Genomic DNA, 16,172 nt, shown 5'->3' with positions numbered 1-16,172 from the left:
CGACCGATGCACCAGACGGCCCGCCCCCACCTTCTGTCGCCGCAGTCGTTCGACGAACTGCTGGGCGGTGGGGGCAGCCCGGCGACGGTGGACCGTCTGCGGGTGAGCGAGCGGAGCTGGCGGCTGCTCGTCGTCCGGGCGTTGCTGGACTCGGCCGCGACGGCACCGGCCGGGCCCCTGCCCCCCTTGGCGGACGGCTGGAAGTTGCTGTCGCGCGCCTGGGCCGTGTCCAAGGAAGCGGTGGAAGACCTGCTGGCGTATCCGGCCGTGGGCGTGTGGGCGGCGCACACGCTGCGCCGGCTGCGCGGGACGGCCCAGGACGACGCACCCCTCTGGGCGGACACCGGGCACCTCCACGCGATCGCCGCCGCCGCGGCCGTCCGCGCCGGCCTGGAGTTCCGTACCGACGTCCCGGTCCGCCACGGCTGGGTGGTCCTGCCCGCGCTCGGGGCGATGCGGGTGCCCGGCCGGGCGGACTGGGACGTGGCCGAGGTCCGCGCCTTTGCGGGTTCCGTGCGGATCGCCGGGCGTCCACTCGAAGGGCCGGACTGGCACGCCCTGACCGAGCTGCGCGCCGACGGCTGCACCCTGCTCCTGGACGACACCGACCCCTACCGCGACCTGCGTAAACCGGCCGGGGTGGAACCGATCGACTCCGCCGCCGAGTGGCAGGAACTGTTCGGCCCCGCCTGGGACATCCTGCGGCGCACCGACACCGAGGTGGCCGAGGCGCTGGCGGGCGGGCTGGTGTCGGTGGTGCCCCGTCCGCGCGCCGAGAGGTTCCGGCCGCACAGCGCGTCCTCGGGCGACGCCTTCGGCACCGCCCTGGCATCGGCCCCGGACGACGCCGAGCAGTTCGCCTCGACGCTGGTGCACGAGTTCCAGCACAACAAGCTCAGCGCGTTCATGCACCTGTTCACCCTGTACGACGACCAGGGCGCCCGGCTCCACTACGCACCCTGGCGCGACGACCCCCGCCCCCTGGGCGGCCTGCTCCAGGGTGTGTACGCCTTCTTCGGTGTCACCGCGTTCTGGCGGCGGCGCGGTCACGCCCTCGGGCAGTTCGAGTTCGCGCTGTGGCGGAGCCAGACCGCGTACGCGCTGCGCGCCGTCGGCTCGGCGGACGGGCTCAACGATCTGGGGCGGCGGCTGGTGGCCGAGCTGACGCGGCGCATCGAGCCCTGGCTGGACGAACCAGTCGACGCCCGGGCCCGGTCCGCGGCGGCCCTGGCGGTCGCCGACCACCGTGCGACCTGGCGCGCCTGCCATCTGCGGCCCGCGCCGGGCACCCTCCGCGCCCTCGCGGCAGCCTGGTCCGACGGAAACCCGCTGCCCAGGACGGCGGACGAGCCCGAGCCCGTGCCCGTCCCGGGCAGTCCGGCGCGGGGCATCGACACCCGGGCGGTGCTGCTGCGATGGCTGCTGGCGGACCCCGCGGGCTTCGCGGCGCTGCGGGACGACCCCGGCGCGGTGGTCGCCGGCGCGCGTCCCGAGGACATCGCCCTGGTGGAAGGCCGTACCGCCGAGGCCCTGGGCGCGTTCCGTGCGCGCATCGGCCGCGGCGCCGGCGACCCCGAGACCTGGGTGGGGCTCGGCCTTGCGGCACGGGCCGCCGGAGACCCGGCAGGAGAGGGCCTGCTGGCCCGCCCGGAACTGGCGATGGCCCTGCACGGCGAACTGAACGGGCAGGCCGATCCGCTGGCACTGGGACGCGCCCTCGTGAACGGGGCCTGAGCCGAAGGACGACCCGCCTGGGCTCAGCGCGGGGCGTCCCGCAGCCGACGCGCGATCTCCAGCTGGACCGCCTCCAGCGGGCGGCCGTCCTCGATTTCCCACAAAGTGTTCTCTAGGACACGACCGAGGGTCCAGGCACGGGCCCGCTCGCGATCCAGGCCCAAGACGTCGGTCATCGCGTCGAAGCGCCAGCGGATCTCGGCGGGCTCGAAGCGGTTGCCGAGCGCCGGGCAGAGGTCGAAGCCGGGGTCGCCCGCGAGCGGCTTGGGGTCAATGGCGACCCAGGGCCCGCGGCCGACGGAGCGGGCGTCCCCGTCCTGGAGACCGTCGGGGTCCTGGAGGTCCCGGAGGTCCTGGAGGACGTTGTCGTAATGGAGGTCCCAGTGGAGGAGATGGTCACCCGGCTCGGTCGCCACCTCGCGCACCGCCGCCGCGCAATCCTCGACGAGACGACGCTCGGCCGGGTCCGCGATCAGCTTCAGGGCCCCCGGCACCCGCTCCAGCATGGCCTCCGCGATGTCACCGAGCCGCCGCATCCCCTCCGGCGCCGGCACGGCCGTCAGCCGGGCCAGCAGCCGCGCGACGACCAGGGCGGCCTCGCGCGTGTCGGGGAGATGCGCCAACGTGCGGGTGTGGTCGAGCCGTTCGAGCAGCAGGGTGCAGGTGGCCTCGTCGTGGGCGAGGAGGCGTACGGCCGCGCCGCCGTCCCAGACCCGCAGGGCGGCCGGCTCACCCGCGCTCTCCTTGTCCAGGAGCTGGAGCTTGAGCACGGCCGGGGTGCCGTCGGCCCGCAGTACCGGCAGGACCAGCGCCGTGACACCGTGCATGGAGGGGCCGTCGAGGCGCAGCTCCCAGCGCTCCAGGAAGTGCGCGGCGCGCTCGGGCAGCCCGGCGACGAAGGCGCGCCCCGCCGCTCCGTTGTACTTGGCCTGCGAGGCGGCCAGACCCACCGGAACGTCGATCACAGGGCCGAGCCTACGTGCGGGCGGTGAAGCGGCTCATGCGAATGGACGGGGCCCTGCATCGCGCCGGGAGCTATATGAGCAGTGCCCCCGGCACCTATGTGTGGCTGGCGATCCTCTTCGTCACCACGGTGGCTCTGCACCACATGTCTCCGGATTTCGAAGCGGACTTCCTGCGCCAGCGGTCCACCAACATCCACGAGCTGTCGAACGACCCCGCGCGGGTGCTGTTCACCAGTGCGATGTGGATCGACGGTGGTCTCTGGCTGCCGTACGCCGTCCTCTTCACCGTTTTCCACGCCCAGGCGGAGCGCTGGCTGGGCACCCTGCGCTGGCTGGCGGTCGCGGTGGCCGCGCACGTCCTGGCGACGCTGATCAGCGAGGGAGCGCTGCTGGGCGCGATCAAGCGCGGGGCGGCGCCGCACTCGGCGGTCGAAACCCTGGACATCGGGGTGAGCTACGCGCTGGCGGGCGTCATCGGGGTCCTCACGTACCGGGTCGCGTCGCCGTGGCGGTACCTCTATCTGGCGGTGATCCTCGTCGTCTACGGCATGCCGCTGCTCACCGGCCGCACGTTCACCGATTTCGGGCATTTCATATCGATCCTGATAGGTCTCTGCTGCTATCCGCTGGTCAGAGGCCGCGGAAAAGCATGGAATCCGAAGGAGACACTGGCCGCCCTCAGGGGTTAACGTCCCGCCCATGAGCAGCGCAGGAAGCGGCACGGTGAACGGCGGCATCTCCTTCTGGTACGCGGACGACGGTCTGCCCGAGGCCCGCGAGCCCCTGCCGGGCGACGCGACCGCCGATGTCGTGATCGTCGGCGGCGGCTACACGGGCCTGTGGACCGCGTACTACCTCAAGAAGGCGGCCCCCTTCCTGCGCGTCACCGTCCTGGAGCAGAAGTTCTGCGGCTACGGCGCCTCCGGGCGCAACGGCGGCTGGCTCTACAACGGCATCGCGGGCCGCGACCGGTACGCCAAGCTGCATGGCCACGAGGCGGCGGTCCGTCTCCAGAAGGCGATGAACGAGACGGTCGACGAGGTCGTCCGGGTCGCCGCCGAAGAGGGCATCGAGGCGGACGTCCACCAGGGCGGCGTCCTCGAAGTGGCCTACACGCCCGCCCAGCTGGCCCGCCTGAAGGCCTTCCACGAGCACGAGCTCTCGTACGGCGAGAAGGACCGCGAGCTCTATGGCGCCCGGGAGACCGTCGAGCGCGTCCGGGTCGCGGACGCGGTCGGCTCGGCCTGGACCCCGCACGGGGCGCGTCTGCACCCGGTGAAGCTCATCAAGGGGCTGGCGGCGGCCGCCGAGGCACTCGGCGTCACGATCCACGAGAAGACGCCGGTCACGGAGATCCGCCCGAAGCACGCGGTCACGCCGTACGGCACCGTGCGTGCCCCCTACGTCCTGCGCTGCACGGAGGGCTTCACGGCCTCCCTGAAGGGCCAGAAGCGCACCTGGCTGCCCATGAACTCCTCCATGATCGCGACCGAGCGGCTGACCCCCGAGCAGTGGGCGACGATCGGCTGGGAGGGCCGCGAGACGCTCGGCGACATGGCGCACGCCTACATGTACGCCCAGCGCACCGCCGACGACCGCATCGCGCTCGGCGGCCGGGGCGTCCCGTACCGCTTCGGCTCGCGCACCGACAACGACGGCCGCACCCAGCAGGCGACCATCGACGCCCTCCACGAGATCCTGGTCCGTTTCTTCCCCTCCCTGGCCGGCGTACGGGTGGCGCACGCCTGGTCGGGAGTCCTCGGCGTCCCCCGTGACTGGTGCGCCACCGTCACCCTGGACCGCTCCACCGGCCTCGGCTGGGCGGGCGGCTACGTCGGTTCCGGCGTCGCGACGACGAATCTCGCCGCGCGCACCCTGCGGGACCTGATCCAGCAGGACTCGGGCCAGGCGGGCCCGACCGACCTGACCGCCCTCCCGTGGGTCGACCACAAGGTCCGCAAGTGGGAGCCGGAGCCGTTTCGCTGGCTGGGCGTGCAGGGCATGTACGCCACCTACCGCGAGGCCGACCGCCGCGAACTCACCACACACAGTGCGCAGTCGTCGCGGCTCGCACGGATGGCGGACCGCGTCGCGGGCCGGCACTGACCACCGAGCGGGCCTCTGTCCCGCTTCGAGGGGTCCTTCACGCGTGTGTGAAACTGCGCCCATGATTCGCACCGCGACCCCCGACGACATCCCCGTCATCCACGCGATGGTCCGTGAACTCGCCGAGTACGAGAAGGCGCCGGACGAGGCGAAGGCCTCCCGGCGGCAGCTGCACGAGGCGCTGTTCGGGGAGCGGCCGGCCGCGTTCGCGCACATCGCGGAGGCGGCGGGGGAACCGGTCGGCTTCGCGCTGTGGTTCCTGAACTTCTCGACCTGGCGCGGGGTCCACGGGATCTACCTGGAGGACCTGTACGTCCGGCCCGAGGCGCGCGGCGGCGGGCACGGCAAGGCGCTGCTCACCGAGCTGGCACGGATCTGCGTCGAGCGCGGGTACGAGCGTCTGGAGTGGTCGGTCCTGAACTGGAACCGGCCCTCCATCGAGTTCTACGAGGCGTTGGGCGCGCGTCCGCAGGACGAGTGGACGGTGTACCGGCTGACGGACGGGGCGCTGCGGCAGCTGGGGGAGCCGGGTTCAGGGGACTGACTCGGGCACGGGTGCCGGTGCGGTCGCGCGTTCGGGGGTCCGCGCGGTGACCATGAGGCCCGCGACCAGACCGGCCAGGAGCATGATTCCGGCGGCCCACCAGATGGCGACCGTGTAGCCGTGCACGACGCCCTCGCGGACGATCAGGGACTTCTGGGCGGGGTTGGTGAGGTGCGCGGTGATGTACGCCGCACCGCTGGTGGTGGCGATGGTGTTCAGCAGGGCCGTACCGATCGAACCGCCCACCTGCTGTGAGGTGTTGACGGTCGCGGAGGTCACGCCCGAGTCCTGTGGGGCGACCCCGGCGGTGGCGGTGGCGAAGACCGGCATGAAGATCAGGCCCATGCCGAGGCCCATCAGGATCAGACCGGGCAGCAGCCGTCCCGCGTAGTCGGCGTCGACCGTGAGGTGGGTGAAGAACAGCATCCCGGAGGCCGCGAGGAGCGCTCCGGGGACCATCAGCACACGCGGTGCCACGCGGCGCAGCAGCCGCGCCGAGATCTGCGTCGTACAGATGACGATCGCGGCCGTCATGGGCAGGAAGGCCAGGCCCGCCCACACGGGCGAGTATCCGAGGACGACCTGCAGGTAGTAGGTCATGAACAGGAAAATGCCGAACATGCCGATGACGGCGAGGGCCATCGTCAGGAAACAGCCCGCGCGTGTGCGGTCCTTGATGATGTGGAGGGGGAGCAGCGGGCTCGGGGCCCTCGTCTGCCAGTACACGAACGCGGTCAGCAGCACGATTCCGCCCGCGAGGGGGGCCAGCACCAGCGGGTCCGTCCAGCCGCGCGACTCCGCCTCGCTGACTCCGTAGACGATCGTGACCAGTCCGCCGCAGCCGAGCAGCACACCGGGTATGTCGAGCCGGGCGCGGGCGTTGCCCGGGGGGTCGGGCAGCAGCGCGAACGCGCCGAAGACCCCGACGACGGCTATGGGGATGTTGACGTACAGGCACCAGCGCCAGTTCAGGTACTCGGTCAGCAGCCCGCCCGTGACGAGTCCGATCGCCGAGCCGCTGCCCGCGAGGGCGCTGTAGACGCCGAAGGCCTTTCCGCGCTCCTTCGGGTGGGTGAAGGTGGTGGTCAGCAGGCTGAGCGCGGAGGGGGCCAGGACGGCGGCGAAGGCGCCTTGGAGGGCGCGGGCGCCGTAGAGCATGGCGGAGCTGGTGGCCGCGCCGCCGATCGCGGAGGCGGCCGCGAAGCCGATGAGGCCGAAGACGAAGGTGTGTCTGCGGCCGACGAGGTCCGCGATCCGGCCGCCGAGCAGCAGGAGACCGCCGAAGGCCAACGTGTACGCGGTGATGACCCACTGCCGGTTGCCGTCGGACATGCCCAGAGCGCGCTGTGCGGAGGGAAGCGCGATGTTCACTATGGTCGCGTCGAGGACGACCATCAGCTGCGCGAGGGCGATGATCACCAGGCCCCACCAGCGGCGGGAGTCGGCGCCTTCGGAGGTTCCAGGGGTGCCGCGTTCACCTGATCGGGTGGCGCTCACTTGCCCAGAAGACCATGAATTGGTACGTATCGCATCTTTCCGGACAGCTGATCCTGATCACGGCTCCAGTACCACCTTTCCGAGAGTGGCGCGGGTCTCCAGGGCCCGGTGGGCCCCGGCCGCGGCGGCCAGCGGGAAACGGGTCACGGCCGGGGTGAGGCGGCCCGCGGCGGCTTCGGCGAGAGCCCTCAGCTCCAGGGTGCGCAGGGGGTCGGGACCGCCCGCCCCGCGCAGCATCACGGGGCCGAGGACCTGCTCGGACACGCCCTCCACGAGCAGTGGCCCGCCGTTCTGGATGCCCTCGCCGGACCAGCCGAAGACGAGATGTTTCCCGCCGGGGCCGAGGAGGTCGACGGCGGCGCGGGCGACGTCACCGCCGACGCCGTCGAAGACGACGGTGACCGGCTTCCCGTCCAGATGGGCGCGGACCCGGTCCGGCCAGCCGCCGTCCTTGTAGTCGACGGCCAGGTCGGCGCCGTTCTCGTGGACGCGGGCCACCTTCTCCGGGCCTCCCGCGAGACCGATCACGGTGGCACCCGTGTGCCGGGCGTACTGCACGAGCAGGGTGCCGATACCGCCCGCGGCGGCGGGGATCAGAGCGACGGAGTCGGGGCCCAGCTCGGCGAACCGGAGGATCCCCATCGTCGTACGGCCCGTGCCGATCATGGCGACGGCCTGGGCGAAGTCCAGGTTCTCCGGGATCTCGTGCAGGCGGTCGACGTCGGTGACGGCCAGTTCGGCGTAGCCCCCGGGGGCGAACCCGAGGTGGGCGACGACGCGCCTGCCGAGCCAGTGGCCCTCGACGCCCGCGCCGAGGGACTCGACGGTGCCGGCGACCTCACGGCCGGGGATCGTGGGCAGCGGGGTGGGGGCGGGCGCCGGGCCCCGGGCGCCCGCGCGCAGGGCGGTGTCCAGGAGGTGGACACCGGCCGCGGCCACGGCGATACGCACCTGGCCCGGGCCCGGCTCGGGATCCTCGGTCCTCTCGTAGGTGAGGTTCTCGGCCGGGCCGAAGGTGTGCAGGCGGACGGCGTGCATGACGGTCTCCCTCGCTGACGTGCTGAGGCGTACTTGATTGCTCGGTACGTGCTTGATTGCTCGGTGGTGGTGCGGCTCAGCGTTCAGCCTCAAGCGCGCTTGAGGTCAAGGCGCGGGTGCGGGGCGTGGTCAAAGGCGCCGGTCGGGGGCGTTGTCAGTGGCGGAGTGCACGATGGGGGCATGGTGCGAAAAGCGGCGGGCAGGGCGAGCGGGCGGGACCGGGGGGCACGGCGGCCGGAGGTGCGGCTGCCGCCGCTGGAGCCCCATGACGGCTCCGAACTGGAGCCGGACGGCGACTATGACGGGCTGGAGTTCCGGGAGGCGGACTTCGTCGGGCAGGACGGCGCGGGAGCGACCTTCATGGACTGCGCCCTGACGGGGTGCGCGCTGGACGAGACGCGACTGCGCCACGCGCGCCTGCTGGACTCGGTCCTGACGGGCATACGGGGTGTGGGCACCGATCTCGCCGAGTCGACCTTGCGCGACGTCGAGTTGGTGGACGCCCGCCTGGGCGGGGTGCAGTTGCACGGGGCGGTGCTGGAGCGGGTGCTGATCCGCGGCGGCAAGATCGACTACCTGAACCTGCGCAAGGCCCGGCTCAAGGACGTCGTCTTCGAGGGATGCGTGCTGGTCGAGCCGGATTTCGGGGGCGCCCGGCTGGAGCGCGTGGAGTTCGTGGACTGCGTCCTGAAGGGGGCGGACCTCACCGCGGCCACCCTGACGGACGTGGACCTGCGCCACGCGGCGGAGCTGGACATCGCACGGGGCGTGGACCGGCTGGCGGGGGCGGTGATCAGTCCGAGCCAGTTGCTCGACCTGGCGCCCGTGTTCGCCGCGGCGCTGGGGGTGCGGGTGGACGGGGGGCCGGGACCGGGAGCGTGATGAGCCGGGGCCGAGTGGGGGGTACGGGGGTCTCAGCCCACTCGGGGGAAGCGGGCCTGGAGGGTCCAGATCGCCGGGTTCTCGGCGAGGTCGTCGTGCAGGTCCGTGAGGTCGGCGATCAGGTCGTGCAGGAAGTCGCGGGCCTCGCGGCGCAGTGCGGAGTGGGAGAAGGTCAGCGGCTCCTCGTCGCCCGGCATCCAGTCGGCCTCGATGTCCACCCAGCCGAAGCGCCGCTCGAAGAGCATGCGGTCCGTCGACTCGGTGAAGTCGAGCTCCGCGTGCTGGGGGCGCGAGGCCCGGCTGCCGCGCGGGTCCCGGTCGAGCTGCTCGACGATGTCGCACAGCGCCCACGCGAAGTCGAGCACCGGCACCCATCCCCAGGCTGTGGACAGCTCCCGGTCCGCCTTGGTGTCGGCGAGATAGACGTCACCGCAGAACAGGTCGTGCCGCAGCGCGTGGACGTCCGCGCGGCGGTAGTCGGTCTGCGGGGGGTCGGGGAAGCGGTTGGAGAGGGCGTAGCCGATGTCGAGCACGTAGGTGATGGTGTCACGGCCCCGGGGGAGGGGGTACGGCTCCGCGGAGGGGCCGCGCTCCGCGAGACGTGCGGGGCCGTGACCTGTGCGGCTGCGCCGCGCGTGCGCGACCGGCCCCCACCGGCCGGCAGCCGGGCCCCTCGGGCGGGGCGCGCGGCCTGGAGTGGGGTTGTCGGGGCCTCGTAGGATCGCTGGTGTGCCCCGATCTTCCGTCACCGTCCGCTTTGCTCCGGCCTTCGCTCTCGCGCTCACCCTCACCGCGTGCGGCGGCGGAGGAGGTGTGCACGGCAAGCCCGGTGCCAGCGGGGTCCGGGATCCGTACTTCCCGAAGATGGGCAACGGCGGCTACGACGTCACGCACTACGCCCTCACCCTCTCCTACGACCCCAAGGCGCACCATCTCGACGGCACCGCCGAGATCACCGCCCGGGCCACCCAGAGCCTCAGCGCCTTCGACCTGGACCTGAAGGGCCTGGACGTCGCCGCCGTCACCGTCGAGGGCAAGGAGGCCCGCTGGAACCGGGCGGGCCAGGAGCTGACCGTGCGCCCGCACGCCGACCTCGACAAGGGCGAGACGTTCCGCGCGACGGTCCGCTACTCGGGCACCCCCGAGACGCTCACCGACCAGGACGGCTCGCAGGAGGGCTGGCTGCCCACGGCCGACGGCGCCCTCGCCCTCGGTGAACCCACCGGCTCGATGACCTGGTTCCCCGGCAACCACCACCCCTTTGACAAGGCGACGTACGACATCGCCGTCACCGTCCCGAAGAACCTGCAGGCGGTCTCCAACGGCGAGTTGACGAGCGAGACGACGGCGGCCGACGGCCGCAGAACCTTCACCTGGCACACCGCCGAACCGATGGCGAGCTATGTCGCCACGCTCGCGATCGGCCGGTACGACATCACGCGCTCGACGACGAAGAGCGGCCTGCCCGTGTACGTCGCGGTGGACCCGACGCAGACCGCGGCCGCGAAGAAGGTGCTGTCCGAGATACCCGAGATCATGGACTGGGAGGCGTACAACTTCGGCCCGTACCCCTTCTCCTCGACGGGCGCGATCGTGGACCGCGGCGACGACGCGGGCTACGCCCTGGAGACCCAGACCCGCCCCGTCTTCCCCGGTGCCCCGGACACCGGCATCCTCGTCCACGAACTGGCCCACCAGTGGTACGGCGACTCCGTCACGCCCAAGTCCTGGCAGGACATGTGGCTCAACGAGGGCTTCGCCACGTACGCGGAGTGGCTGTACCAGGAGGACCACGACGGCGAGAGCGCCGACGAGATCTTCAACTCCCTCTACCGGGGCGACTACTACGACACCCCCGAGAAGAACAAGGCGATCTGGGCCTTCCCGCCCGCCAAGCCCTCCAGCGCGGCCCACATCTCCGACCCGCCCGTCTACGACCGCGGCGCGATGGTCCTGCACAAGATCCGCCGGACCGTCGGCGACGACACGTTCTACGACATCATCCAGGGCTGGGCCGCCACCCATCGCCACGCCAACGCGTCCACGGCCGACTTCACGGCCTACGTCGAGGAGATGGCGCCGGACAAGGACTTCAGCGGCATCTGGAAGGACTGGCTGTACGGAGAGGGCAAGCCGCCCCGGGCGTGACTCAGGTCCTCCCGTTCAGCGCCTTGCGCAGTACCGCGCAGGGGCGGCCCAGTTGGAGGTCCTCGCGGTGGCCGATGGTCTCGTAGCCGAGGGCGGTCCAGAAGGCGAGGCCCTGGGGGTTGTTGTCGAGGACGGCGAGGCGGCCGGCGTCTCGGACGCGGTGCAGGCTGGCCAACAGGCTGGTCGGCAGGTCCCGTGCCCGGTGGTGGCCGGGCACGGGTGGGGAGGGGCGGGGGGACGGTCAGGTCTCGTCAGGGGCGGACGGGGGGCGGGGGCCGCCGAAGCCGTGTTCGGAGAGGTCGAACCAGTTGCCCTCCGGGTCCATGGCCCGGTACTCGGCGAAGGGGCGGTCGGTGAAGCGTTCGGCGGGCTTGTCCGCGCCCGCTTCGGCCAGGGCCACCGAGGTGGCTTCCGTGTCGGAGATGTGGAAACCGAAGTGGTTCATGCCGAGCGGGGTGTCACCGTCGAGGCGGTGCTTGATGAGGGCCAGGGAGAGGTAGCCGTCGGAGAGGAAGCAACTGCCGTCGGGGTCCCGGTGGAAGAGTTCCATCGCGAAGACCGAGGTGTAGAAGGCGGCCAGTTTCTCCGGGTCCTTGGCGACGATCGCCAGGTGGCGCAGTTTGGGACGGGCCTGTTCGGACTCGGTGGGCTGCGGCACGGCGGCTGTCTCCTTGGGGATCGCCGGGATCATGTTGTGGAACGCGGTGAGGTGCCAGTCCCCGGTGGCGGTCCGTTCCGCTATCGCCAAGGCGTGTGTCTTCGCCAGGGGCGTGTCCGCGGCGGTGAGGATCGTCGACTCGGCCTCGACGGCCGCCAGGTCGGGGCGCAGGTGACGGACCGCGACGATCCTCGCGTCCAGCCGCGTCGAGGCGTACTGGGTGCGGAACAGGCGGTCGTGGCCGGCCGCGATGCCCGCCCGGCCCGGTGGCTTGTCCCCTCGCACGGTGGTGAAGTCGCAGTCCGGGGAGAAGACGGAGGCGAAGAGCGCGGCGTCGGCCGAGGCCCAGGCGCGGGCCATCGTTTCCCACAGGGCGTGGATCGCGTGCGTTTCGGCGGTCGTCATGACGTCAGACACCTACCGCGGTGCTCGTACGGACGCGCAGGGGGAGTTCGGTGCAGTCGCTGTCGAGATGTTCGGCCGGGGGCGGGGCCCAGGCCGCGAGCGCGTGGTAGAACGCGTCGGCCCGGCGCTCCAGATAGCAGATGATGTTGATCGGCCAGGCCGTCTGCCCGAAGACGTGGCGGTCCATGGGGGTGGGGCGCTCACTGAGGACGACGGCGCGTTCCCGCGGCGGGCCTATGCGGTGCCAGTCGGGGTGCATGTGGATGGAGCCCAGCAGTTCCAGGCCCAGGGCGTCCGCTTCCCTGGAGGCCTTGAGGAGGTCCCGGGAGTCGATCCACCAGGCGCGGTGCTCGTTCTCGTAGGCCGGTCCGAAGCGGGGCACGATCGTCTCGCTGAACTCGAGGCGGGCGGCCGGGTCCGAGGTGCGTGCGTTGCGGCCGAAGGCGACGCGTTCGACGTGGAGGGTGCCCCGGCCGGCGTTGCCCAGGAGGAGGGCGAAGCAGGGGAGGGGGGTTCGGGGGGTGATGAGCTGGTACTCGGTGACCGCGGCGGTGAGGAAGTCGTCGAGTGCCTGGTTGTCCATCAGGACGGTGGGGGGAGTGCTGTCGTTCGTACAGTGCTCGTCCGATAAGTCGGACATGGTGTGGGACATGAGGTGGGGGCTCCGTTTCCCGTGGGGGGTGAGTGAGACGCCTGGGAGCCTAGAGGCGAGTGCTTGAAGGTTTCAGTAACTTGCTCGGAATGTGGGGATATCCCTATGGGGCGGGGGCAGTGGGCGGCGGAACGCGAGGAGCCCCCGGCCCGGTGTCCCGGGCCAGGGGCTCCTTCAACCGCCTTGTACGGATCAGACGTTGACGCCGAAGTCCTGGGCGATGCCCACGAGGCCGGAGGCGTAACCCTGGCCGACCGCGCGGAACTTCCACTCCGCGCCGTTGCGGTAGAGCTCGCCGAAGACCATGGCGGTCTCGGTGGCGGCGTCCTCGCTCAGGTCGTAGCGGGCGATCTCGGTGCCGCCTGCCTGGTTGAGGATGCGGATGTAGGCGTTGCGGACCTGGCCGAAGTTCTGCGAGCGGTTCTCCGCGTCGTAGATGGAGACCGGGAAGACGATCTTGTCGACGTCTGCGGGGAGGCCCGCCAGGTTGACGTTGATCGCCTCGTCGTCGCCCGCGCCCTCGCCCGTGCGGTTGTCGCCGGTGTGGACGATGGTCTGGTCCGGGGTCTGCTTGTTGTTGAAGAAGACGAAGTGGGCGTCGGAGTAGACCTTGCCCTGGGTGTTGACCGCGATGGCCGAGGCGTCGAGGTCGAAGTCGGTGCCCGTGGTGGTGCGGACGTCCCAGCCGAGGCCCACGGTGACGGCGGTCAGGCCCGGAGCCTCCTTGGTGAGCGAGACGTTGCCACCCTTGGACAGGCTTACAGCCATTGTTGGGAGTCCCTTCCCTCGTTGCGTACGTGCGCTGTGCCCGTACGTATGGGCTTCGTACGGGCACGAAGCTACAGCTACCCCTAAGAACGCCAAGAGGGGTGCCGAAGGTTCCTGCCCTCTTTACTTTCTTTACCCTCTTGGCGGACACGTGGCGGCGAAAACGGGGTGACGTGGACCGGACATCCACGCGACCATGGACCCATGCCTGGTCCTTACGTCATCCGCGGCTCCGTCTCCCTGCCCGAGGCCGAGCTCCTGTGGCGTTTCTCCCGCTCCAGCGGGCCCGGCGGACAGCACGTCAACACCACTGACTCGCAGGTCGAGCTGAGGTTCGACCTCGCGAAGACCGAGGCGCTGCCCCCGGTCTGGAAGGAGCGCGCCCTCGTCAAGCTCGCCGGGCGGCTCGTCGACGGCGTCATCAGCGTCCGCGCGTCCGAGCACCGGTCGCAGTGGCGCAACCGGGAGACGGCGGCCGTACGACTCGCCTCCCTGCTCGCCGAGGCCACCGCGCCACCGCCCAAGCCCCGCCGGGCCACTCGCATCCCCCGGGGGATCAACGAACGGCGGCTGCGCGAGAAGAAGCAGCGCTCCGACACCAAGCGGGGCCGCTCCGGACGCGACTGGGGCTAGGCCCGAGAGTCTTCAGTGGGCGTGTCGGCCACTGCCATGGGCATGAGACGCCATGAGGCGACAGGCCTTTGTGGCGAGTTGTCGCTAATCTCATGGAATGGACGGATACGAGGACAGGGCGCACCTGGAGTGGTGGGCCAATCGATCGACCTGCCTGGCGCGGATCCCCGTCCGGCTGCGGCAGGCCGCCGTGCCCGACGCCCGTGCGTGGGACGCCGTCGTCTCCGCGCCGCTGGACAGCGGCGCGCGGGAGGACATGCAGTTCCTGATCGAGGCCAGTCCCTACTTCACCCTCCGCTTCGCGGACGATTCCGTGAACGAGGTCGAAGTGGAGCGCTCCGGGGACGGCGGCCGGCTGCGACTGAGCGCCGTCCCAGAGACGTGACGTCACATCAGGAGGCCGCGGTCCGTCAATGCCATGACGGGCAAGTCCGAGCCGGACCGCGGCGGCGACCAGGAGATGTGACGTATGAGCGACAGCGAATTTCCCGGAGAGAACGGGAATGACGACAAGAATGCGAAGAACGCGAACGCGAAGAAGGCCGAGAACGCGAAGAACGGCGCGAACGCGAACGAATTTCTCGCCGCGCGATTCGAATCCCACCGCGATCATCTCCGCGCTGTCGCCTATCGCATGCTCGGCTCCCTCGCGGAGGCCGACGACGCCGTCCAGGAGGCCTGGCTCAAGCTCAGCCGTGTCGACGCCGACCGGGTCGACAACCTCGGCGGCTGGCTGACGACCGTCGTCGGCCGGGTCTGTCTCGACATGCTGCGCTCCCGCCGAAGTCGCGGTGAGGAGCCGCTCGGCCCCCTGGCGGAGGGGCCCGGCGTCCGGATGCCGGAGCCGGTGCTCAGCCCCGTCTCGGGCATCGACCCCGAACAGGAGGCGCTGCTCGCCGACTCGGTGGGCCTCGCCCTGTTGGTCGTACTGGAGACGCTGACGCCCGCCGAACGGCTCGCCTTCGTGCTGCACGACCTGTTCGCGGTGCCCTTCGAGGAGATCGCGCCCATCGTGGGCCGTACGCCGACGGCGTCCCGTCAGCTCGCCAGCCGGGCCCGGCGCAGGGTCCAGGGCGGCGCGCCCGTGCCCGATCCCGACCTGGCGCGGCAGCGGGCGGTCGTGGACGCGTTCCTCGCGGCGGCGCGGGACGGCGACCTCGACGCGCTCGTCGCCGTGCTCGACCCGGACGTGGTGGCGCGGAGCGAGGGCGGGGTGACGGCGGGTGCGATCGCCGTGGCCTCGGGGGCGAGCGGGTACGCGCACCTGGCCCGGATCGCGCGGCCCGCCCTCGTCAACGGCGCCGCGGGTGTGGTCGTGGTCGCGGAGGGACGCCTCGTCGGTGTCCTCGCCTTCACGGTCGTGCACGGCAGGATCGCCGTCATCGACATCCTCAACGACCCGGAGCGGCTGGCCGGGCTGGACGTCACCGTCCTCGACCGGTAGTTCCCCGTCTTCAGGCCCTCGAAGAAAGGGCGTCAGCCCAACTGCCGGTAGCGCCCCTTGAAGTACAGCAGCGGTCCGCCGTCCCCGCTCGGTACCGACGCGCTCAGCACCCGCCCGATGACGAGGGTGTGGTCACCGGCGGCGACCCGCTGCTCGGTGCGGCACTCCAGGGTCGCCAGGGCGCCGCCCACCAGGAGTGCCCCGGACGTCTCGCCACGGACGTACGGGATGTCCTCGAAGAGCAGACGGTCGCTGATGCGGCCCTTCATGGCGAAGCGGCCCGCGATGTGGCGCTGGCTCTCGGAGAGCACGGAGACGGCCCACAGGGGCTGTTCGTCGAGCAGGTCGTCCATACGGGAGCCCTCGCGCAGGCTGACCATGACGAGGGGCGGGTCCAGGGAGACGGACAGGAAGGCCGTCGCCGTCATGCCGACGTCCTCGCCGCCGGGGCCTTCCGGGTCCAGCGCGGGCTCGTGCGCGGTCACCAGGACCACACCCGCGGCCAGCCGGGACATGGCGGCACGGAACTCGTCGTTGCTCACCCCCTCAGCATGCACGGAGGGGGTGAGTGGAGCGGCAGAGGGAGTGTTCAGCACGCCGAAACGCTAGTCTCCGACCCCGGGGAGCCACATCGGGCCTCGGTCCGAGCCTGGTCCTAAGCCGGGTCCTAGGTCTCGGGACGGACACAACTGCTCACA

Annotated in this window: 18 protein-coding genes; 9 read left to right on the top strand and 9 right to left on the bottom strand. The window is 71.4% G+C overall.

Features of this window, described 5'->3' with window-relative positions; translation table 11 throughout:
- Positions 1 to 6 precede the first annotated feature (6 nt).
- Positions 7 to 1,734, top strand: coding sequence for an aKG-HExxH-type peptide beta-hydroxylase (locus ACFZDJ_RS35935; RefSeq protein ID WP_391065264.1), 1,728 nt, complete (start codon positions 7 to 9; stop codon positions 1,732 to 1,734).
- A 23-nt stretch (positions 1,735 to 1,757) separates the two neighbouring features.
- Here ACFZDJ_RS35935 and ACFZDJ_RS35930 read toward each other — a convergent pair whose 3' ends face one another.
- Positions 1,758 to 2,699 carry an aminoglycoside phosphotransferase family protein gene (locus ACFZDJ_RS35930; protein WP_391065261.1) on the bottom strand — a complete coding sequence of 314 codons (942 nt, stop codon included), beginning with the start codon at positions 2,697 to 2,699 and terminating at the stop codon, positions 1,758 to 1,760.
- A 35-nt stretch (positions 2,700 to 2,734) separates the two neighbouring features.
- Here ACFZDJ_RS35930 and ACFZDJ_RS35925 point away from each other — a divergent pair, with 35 nt between their 5' ends.
- The 3 genes from ACFZDJ_RS35925 (at position 2,735) to ACFZDJ_RS35915 (ending at position 5,349) form a co-directional block, all read left to right on the top strand.
- On the top strand, positions 2,735 to 3,388 hold the full coding sequence (locus ACFZDJ_RS35925) for a rhomboid-like protein (protein WP_390930699.1): 654 nt from the start codon (positions 2,735 to 2,737) through the stop codon (positions 3,386 to 3,388).
- 10 nt (positions 3,389 to 3,398) lie between these two features.
- Positions 3,399 to 4,805: an FAD-dependent oxidoreductase gene (locus ACFZDJ_RS35920; RefSeq protein WP_390930697.1), complete on the top strand. Its 1,407-nt coding sequence runs from the start codon at positions 3,399 to 3,401 to the stop codon at positions 4,803 to 4,805.
- A 61-nt stretch (positions 4,806 to 4,866) separates the two neighbouring features.
- A complete protein-coding gene (locus tag ACFZDJ_RS35915) occupies positions 4,867 to 5,349 on the top strand; it encodes a GNAT family N-acetyltransferase (RefSeq protein WP_390930696.1) in 483 nt (160 codons plus the stop codon).
- Here ACFZDJ_RS35915 and ACFZDJ_RS35910 read toward each other — a convergent pair.
- Both ACFZDJ_RS35910 and ACFZDJ_RS35905 read right to left on the bottom strand, forming a co-directional pair.
- Positions 5,338 to 6,846, bottom strand: coding sequence for a DHA2 family efflux MFS transporter permease subunit (locus ACFZDJ_RS35910; RefSeq protein WP_391065258.1), 1,509 nt, complete (start codon positions 6,844 to 6,846; stop codon positions 5,338 to 5,340). The genes ACFZDJ_RS35915 and ACFZDJ_RS35910 overlap by 12 nt on opposite strands.
- A 57-nt stretch (positions 6,847 to 6,903) precedes the next feature.
- Positions 6,904 to 7,884: a zinc-binding dehydrogenase gene (locus tag ACFZDJ_RS35905; RefSeq protein ID WP_391065255.1), complete on the bottom strand. Its 981-nt coding sequence runs from the start codon at positions 7,882 to 7,884 to the stop codon at positions 6,904 to 6,906.
- A gap of 180 nt (positions 7,885 to 8,064) precedes the next feature.
- On the opposite strand from ACFZDJ_RS35905, the gene ACFZDJ_RS35900 reads away from it, so the two are divergent.
- Positions 8,065 to 8,766 carry a pentapeptide repeat-containing protein gene (locus tag ACFZDJ_RS35900; RefSeq protein WP_391065252.1) on the top strand — a complete coding sequence of 234 codons (702 nt, stop codon included), beginning with the start codon at positions 8,065 to 8,067 and terminating at the stop codon, positions 8,764 to 8,766.
- Positions 8,767 to 8,798: 32 nt separating this feature from the next.
- Here the strand turns inward: ACFZDJ_RS35900 and ACFZDJ_RS35895 are convergent, their stop codons facing one another.
- Positions 8,799 to 9,299, bottom strand: coding sequence for a hypothetical protein (locus tag ACFZDJ_RS35895; protein ID WP_075027404.1), 501 nt, complete (start codon positions 9,297 to 9,299; stop codon positions 8,799 to 8,801).
- A 196-nt stretch (positions 9,300 to 9,495) separates the two neighbouring features.
- Here ACFZDJ_RS35895 and ACFZDJ_RS35890 point away from each other — a divergent pair, with 196 nt between their 5' ends.
- Complete coding sequence (locus tag ACFZDJ_RS35890; protein WP_391065249.1) at positions 9,496 to 10,914, top strand: M1 family aminopeptidase; 1,419 nt, start codon at positions 9,496 to 9,498, stop codon at positions 10,912 to 10,914.
- 1 nt (position 10,915) lies between these two features.
- Here ACFZDJ_RS35890 and ACFZDJ_RS35885 read toward each other — a convergent pair whose 3' ends face one another.
- From ACFZDJ_RS35885 to ACFZDJ_RS35870, 4 genes are all read right to left on the bottom strand, one after another.
- On the bottom strand, positions 10,916 to 11,131 hold the full coding sequence (locus ACFZDJ_RS35885; RefSeq protein WP_391065246.1) for a hypothetical protein: 216 nt from the start codon (positions 11,129 to 11,131) through the stop codon (positions 10,916 to 10,918).
- Between the two features lie 24 nt (positions 11,132 to 11,155).
- A complete protein-coding gene (locus ACFZDJ_RS35880) occupies positions 11,156 to 11,977 on the bottom strand; it encodes an SgcJ/EcaC family oxidoreductase (RefSeq protein ID WP_391065243.1) in 822 nt (273 codons plus the stop codon).
- A 4-nt stretch (positions 11,978 to 11,981) separates the two neighbouring features.
- A complete protein-coding gene (locus tag ACFZDJ_RS35875) occupies positions 11,982 to 12,617 on the bottom strand; it encodes a hypothetical protein (protein ID WP_391065240.1) in 636 nt (211 codons plus the stop codon).
- 204 nt (positions 12,618 to 12,821) lie between these two features.
- Positions 12,822 to 13,397 (bottom strand): TerD family protein, encoded by a 576-nt coding sequence (locus tag ACFZDJ_RS35870; protein ID WP_101404331.1) that lies wholly within the window; start codon positions 13,395 to 13,397, stop codon positions 12,822 to 12,824.
- A gap of 204 nt (positions 13,398 to 13,601) precedes the next feature.
- On the opposite strand from ACFZDJ_RS35870, the gene arfB reads away from it, so the two are divergent.
- The 3 genes from arfB to ACFZDJ_RS35855 all read left to right on the top strand — a co-directional run bounded on the left by arfB (position 13,602) and on the right by ACFZDJ_RS35855 (position 15,474).
- A complete protein-coding gene (gene arfB, locus ACFZDJ_RS35865) occupies positions 13,602 to 14,030 on the top strand; it encodes an alternative ribosome rescue aminoacyl-tRNA hydrolase ArfB (RefSeq protein WP_391065237.1) in 429 nt (142 codons plus the stop codon).
- 97 nt (positions 14,031 to 14,127) lie between these two features.
- Positions 14,128 to 14,415: a hypothetical protein gene (locus ACFZDJ_RS35860; RefSeq protein ID WP_054235132.1), complete on the top strand. Its 288-nt coding sequence runs from the start codon at positions 14,128 to 14,130 to the stop codon at positions 14,413 to 14,415.
- An 84-nt stretch (positions 14,416 to 14,499) separates the two neighbouring features.
- Complete coding sequence (locus ACFZDJ_RS35855; RefSeq protein WP_390930680.1) at positions 14,500 to 15,474, top strand: sigma-70 family RNA polymerase sigma factor; 975 nt, start codon at positions 14,500 to 14,502, stop codon at positions 15,472 to 15,474.
- Between the two features lie 32 nt (positions 15,475 to 15,506).
- Here the strand turns inward: ACFZDJ_RS35855 and ACFZDJ_RS35850 are convergent, their stop codons facing one another.
- Positions 15,507 to 16,016: a flavin reductase gene (locus tag ACFZDJ_RS35850; RefSeq protein ID WP_390930678.1), complete on the bottom strand. Its 510-nt coding sequence runs from the start codon at positions 16,014 to 16,016 to the stop codon at positions 15,507 to 15,509.
- Positions 16,017 to 16,172 lie beyond the last annotated feature (156 nt).

It is taken from the genome of Streptomyces sp. NPDC007896 (assembly GCF_042959425.1).
GTDB lineage: Bacteria > Actinomycetota > Actinomycetes > Streptomycetales > Streptomycetaceae > Streptomyces.
The sequence above is the reverse complement of the archived record's forward strand: the minus strand, read 5'-3'. Positions and strand labels throughout refer to the sequence as shown.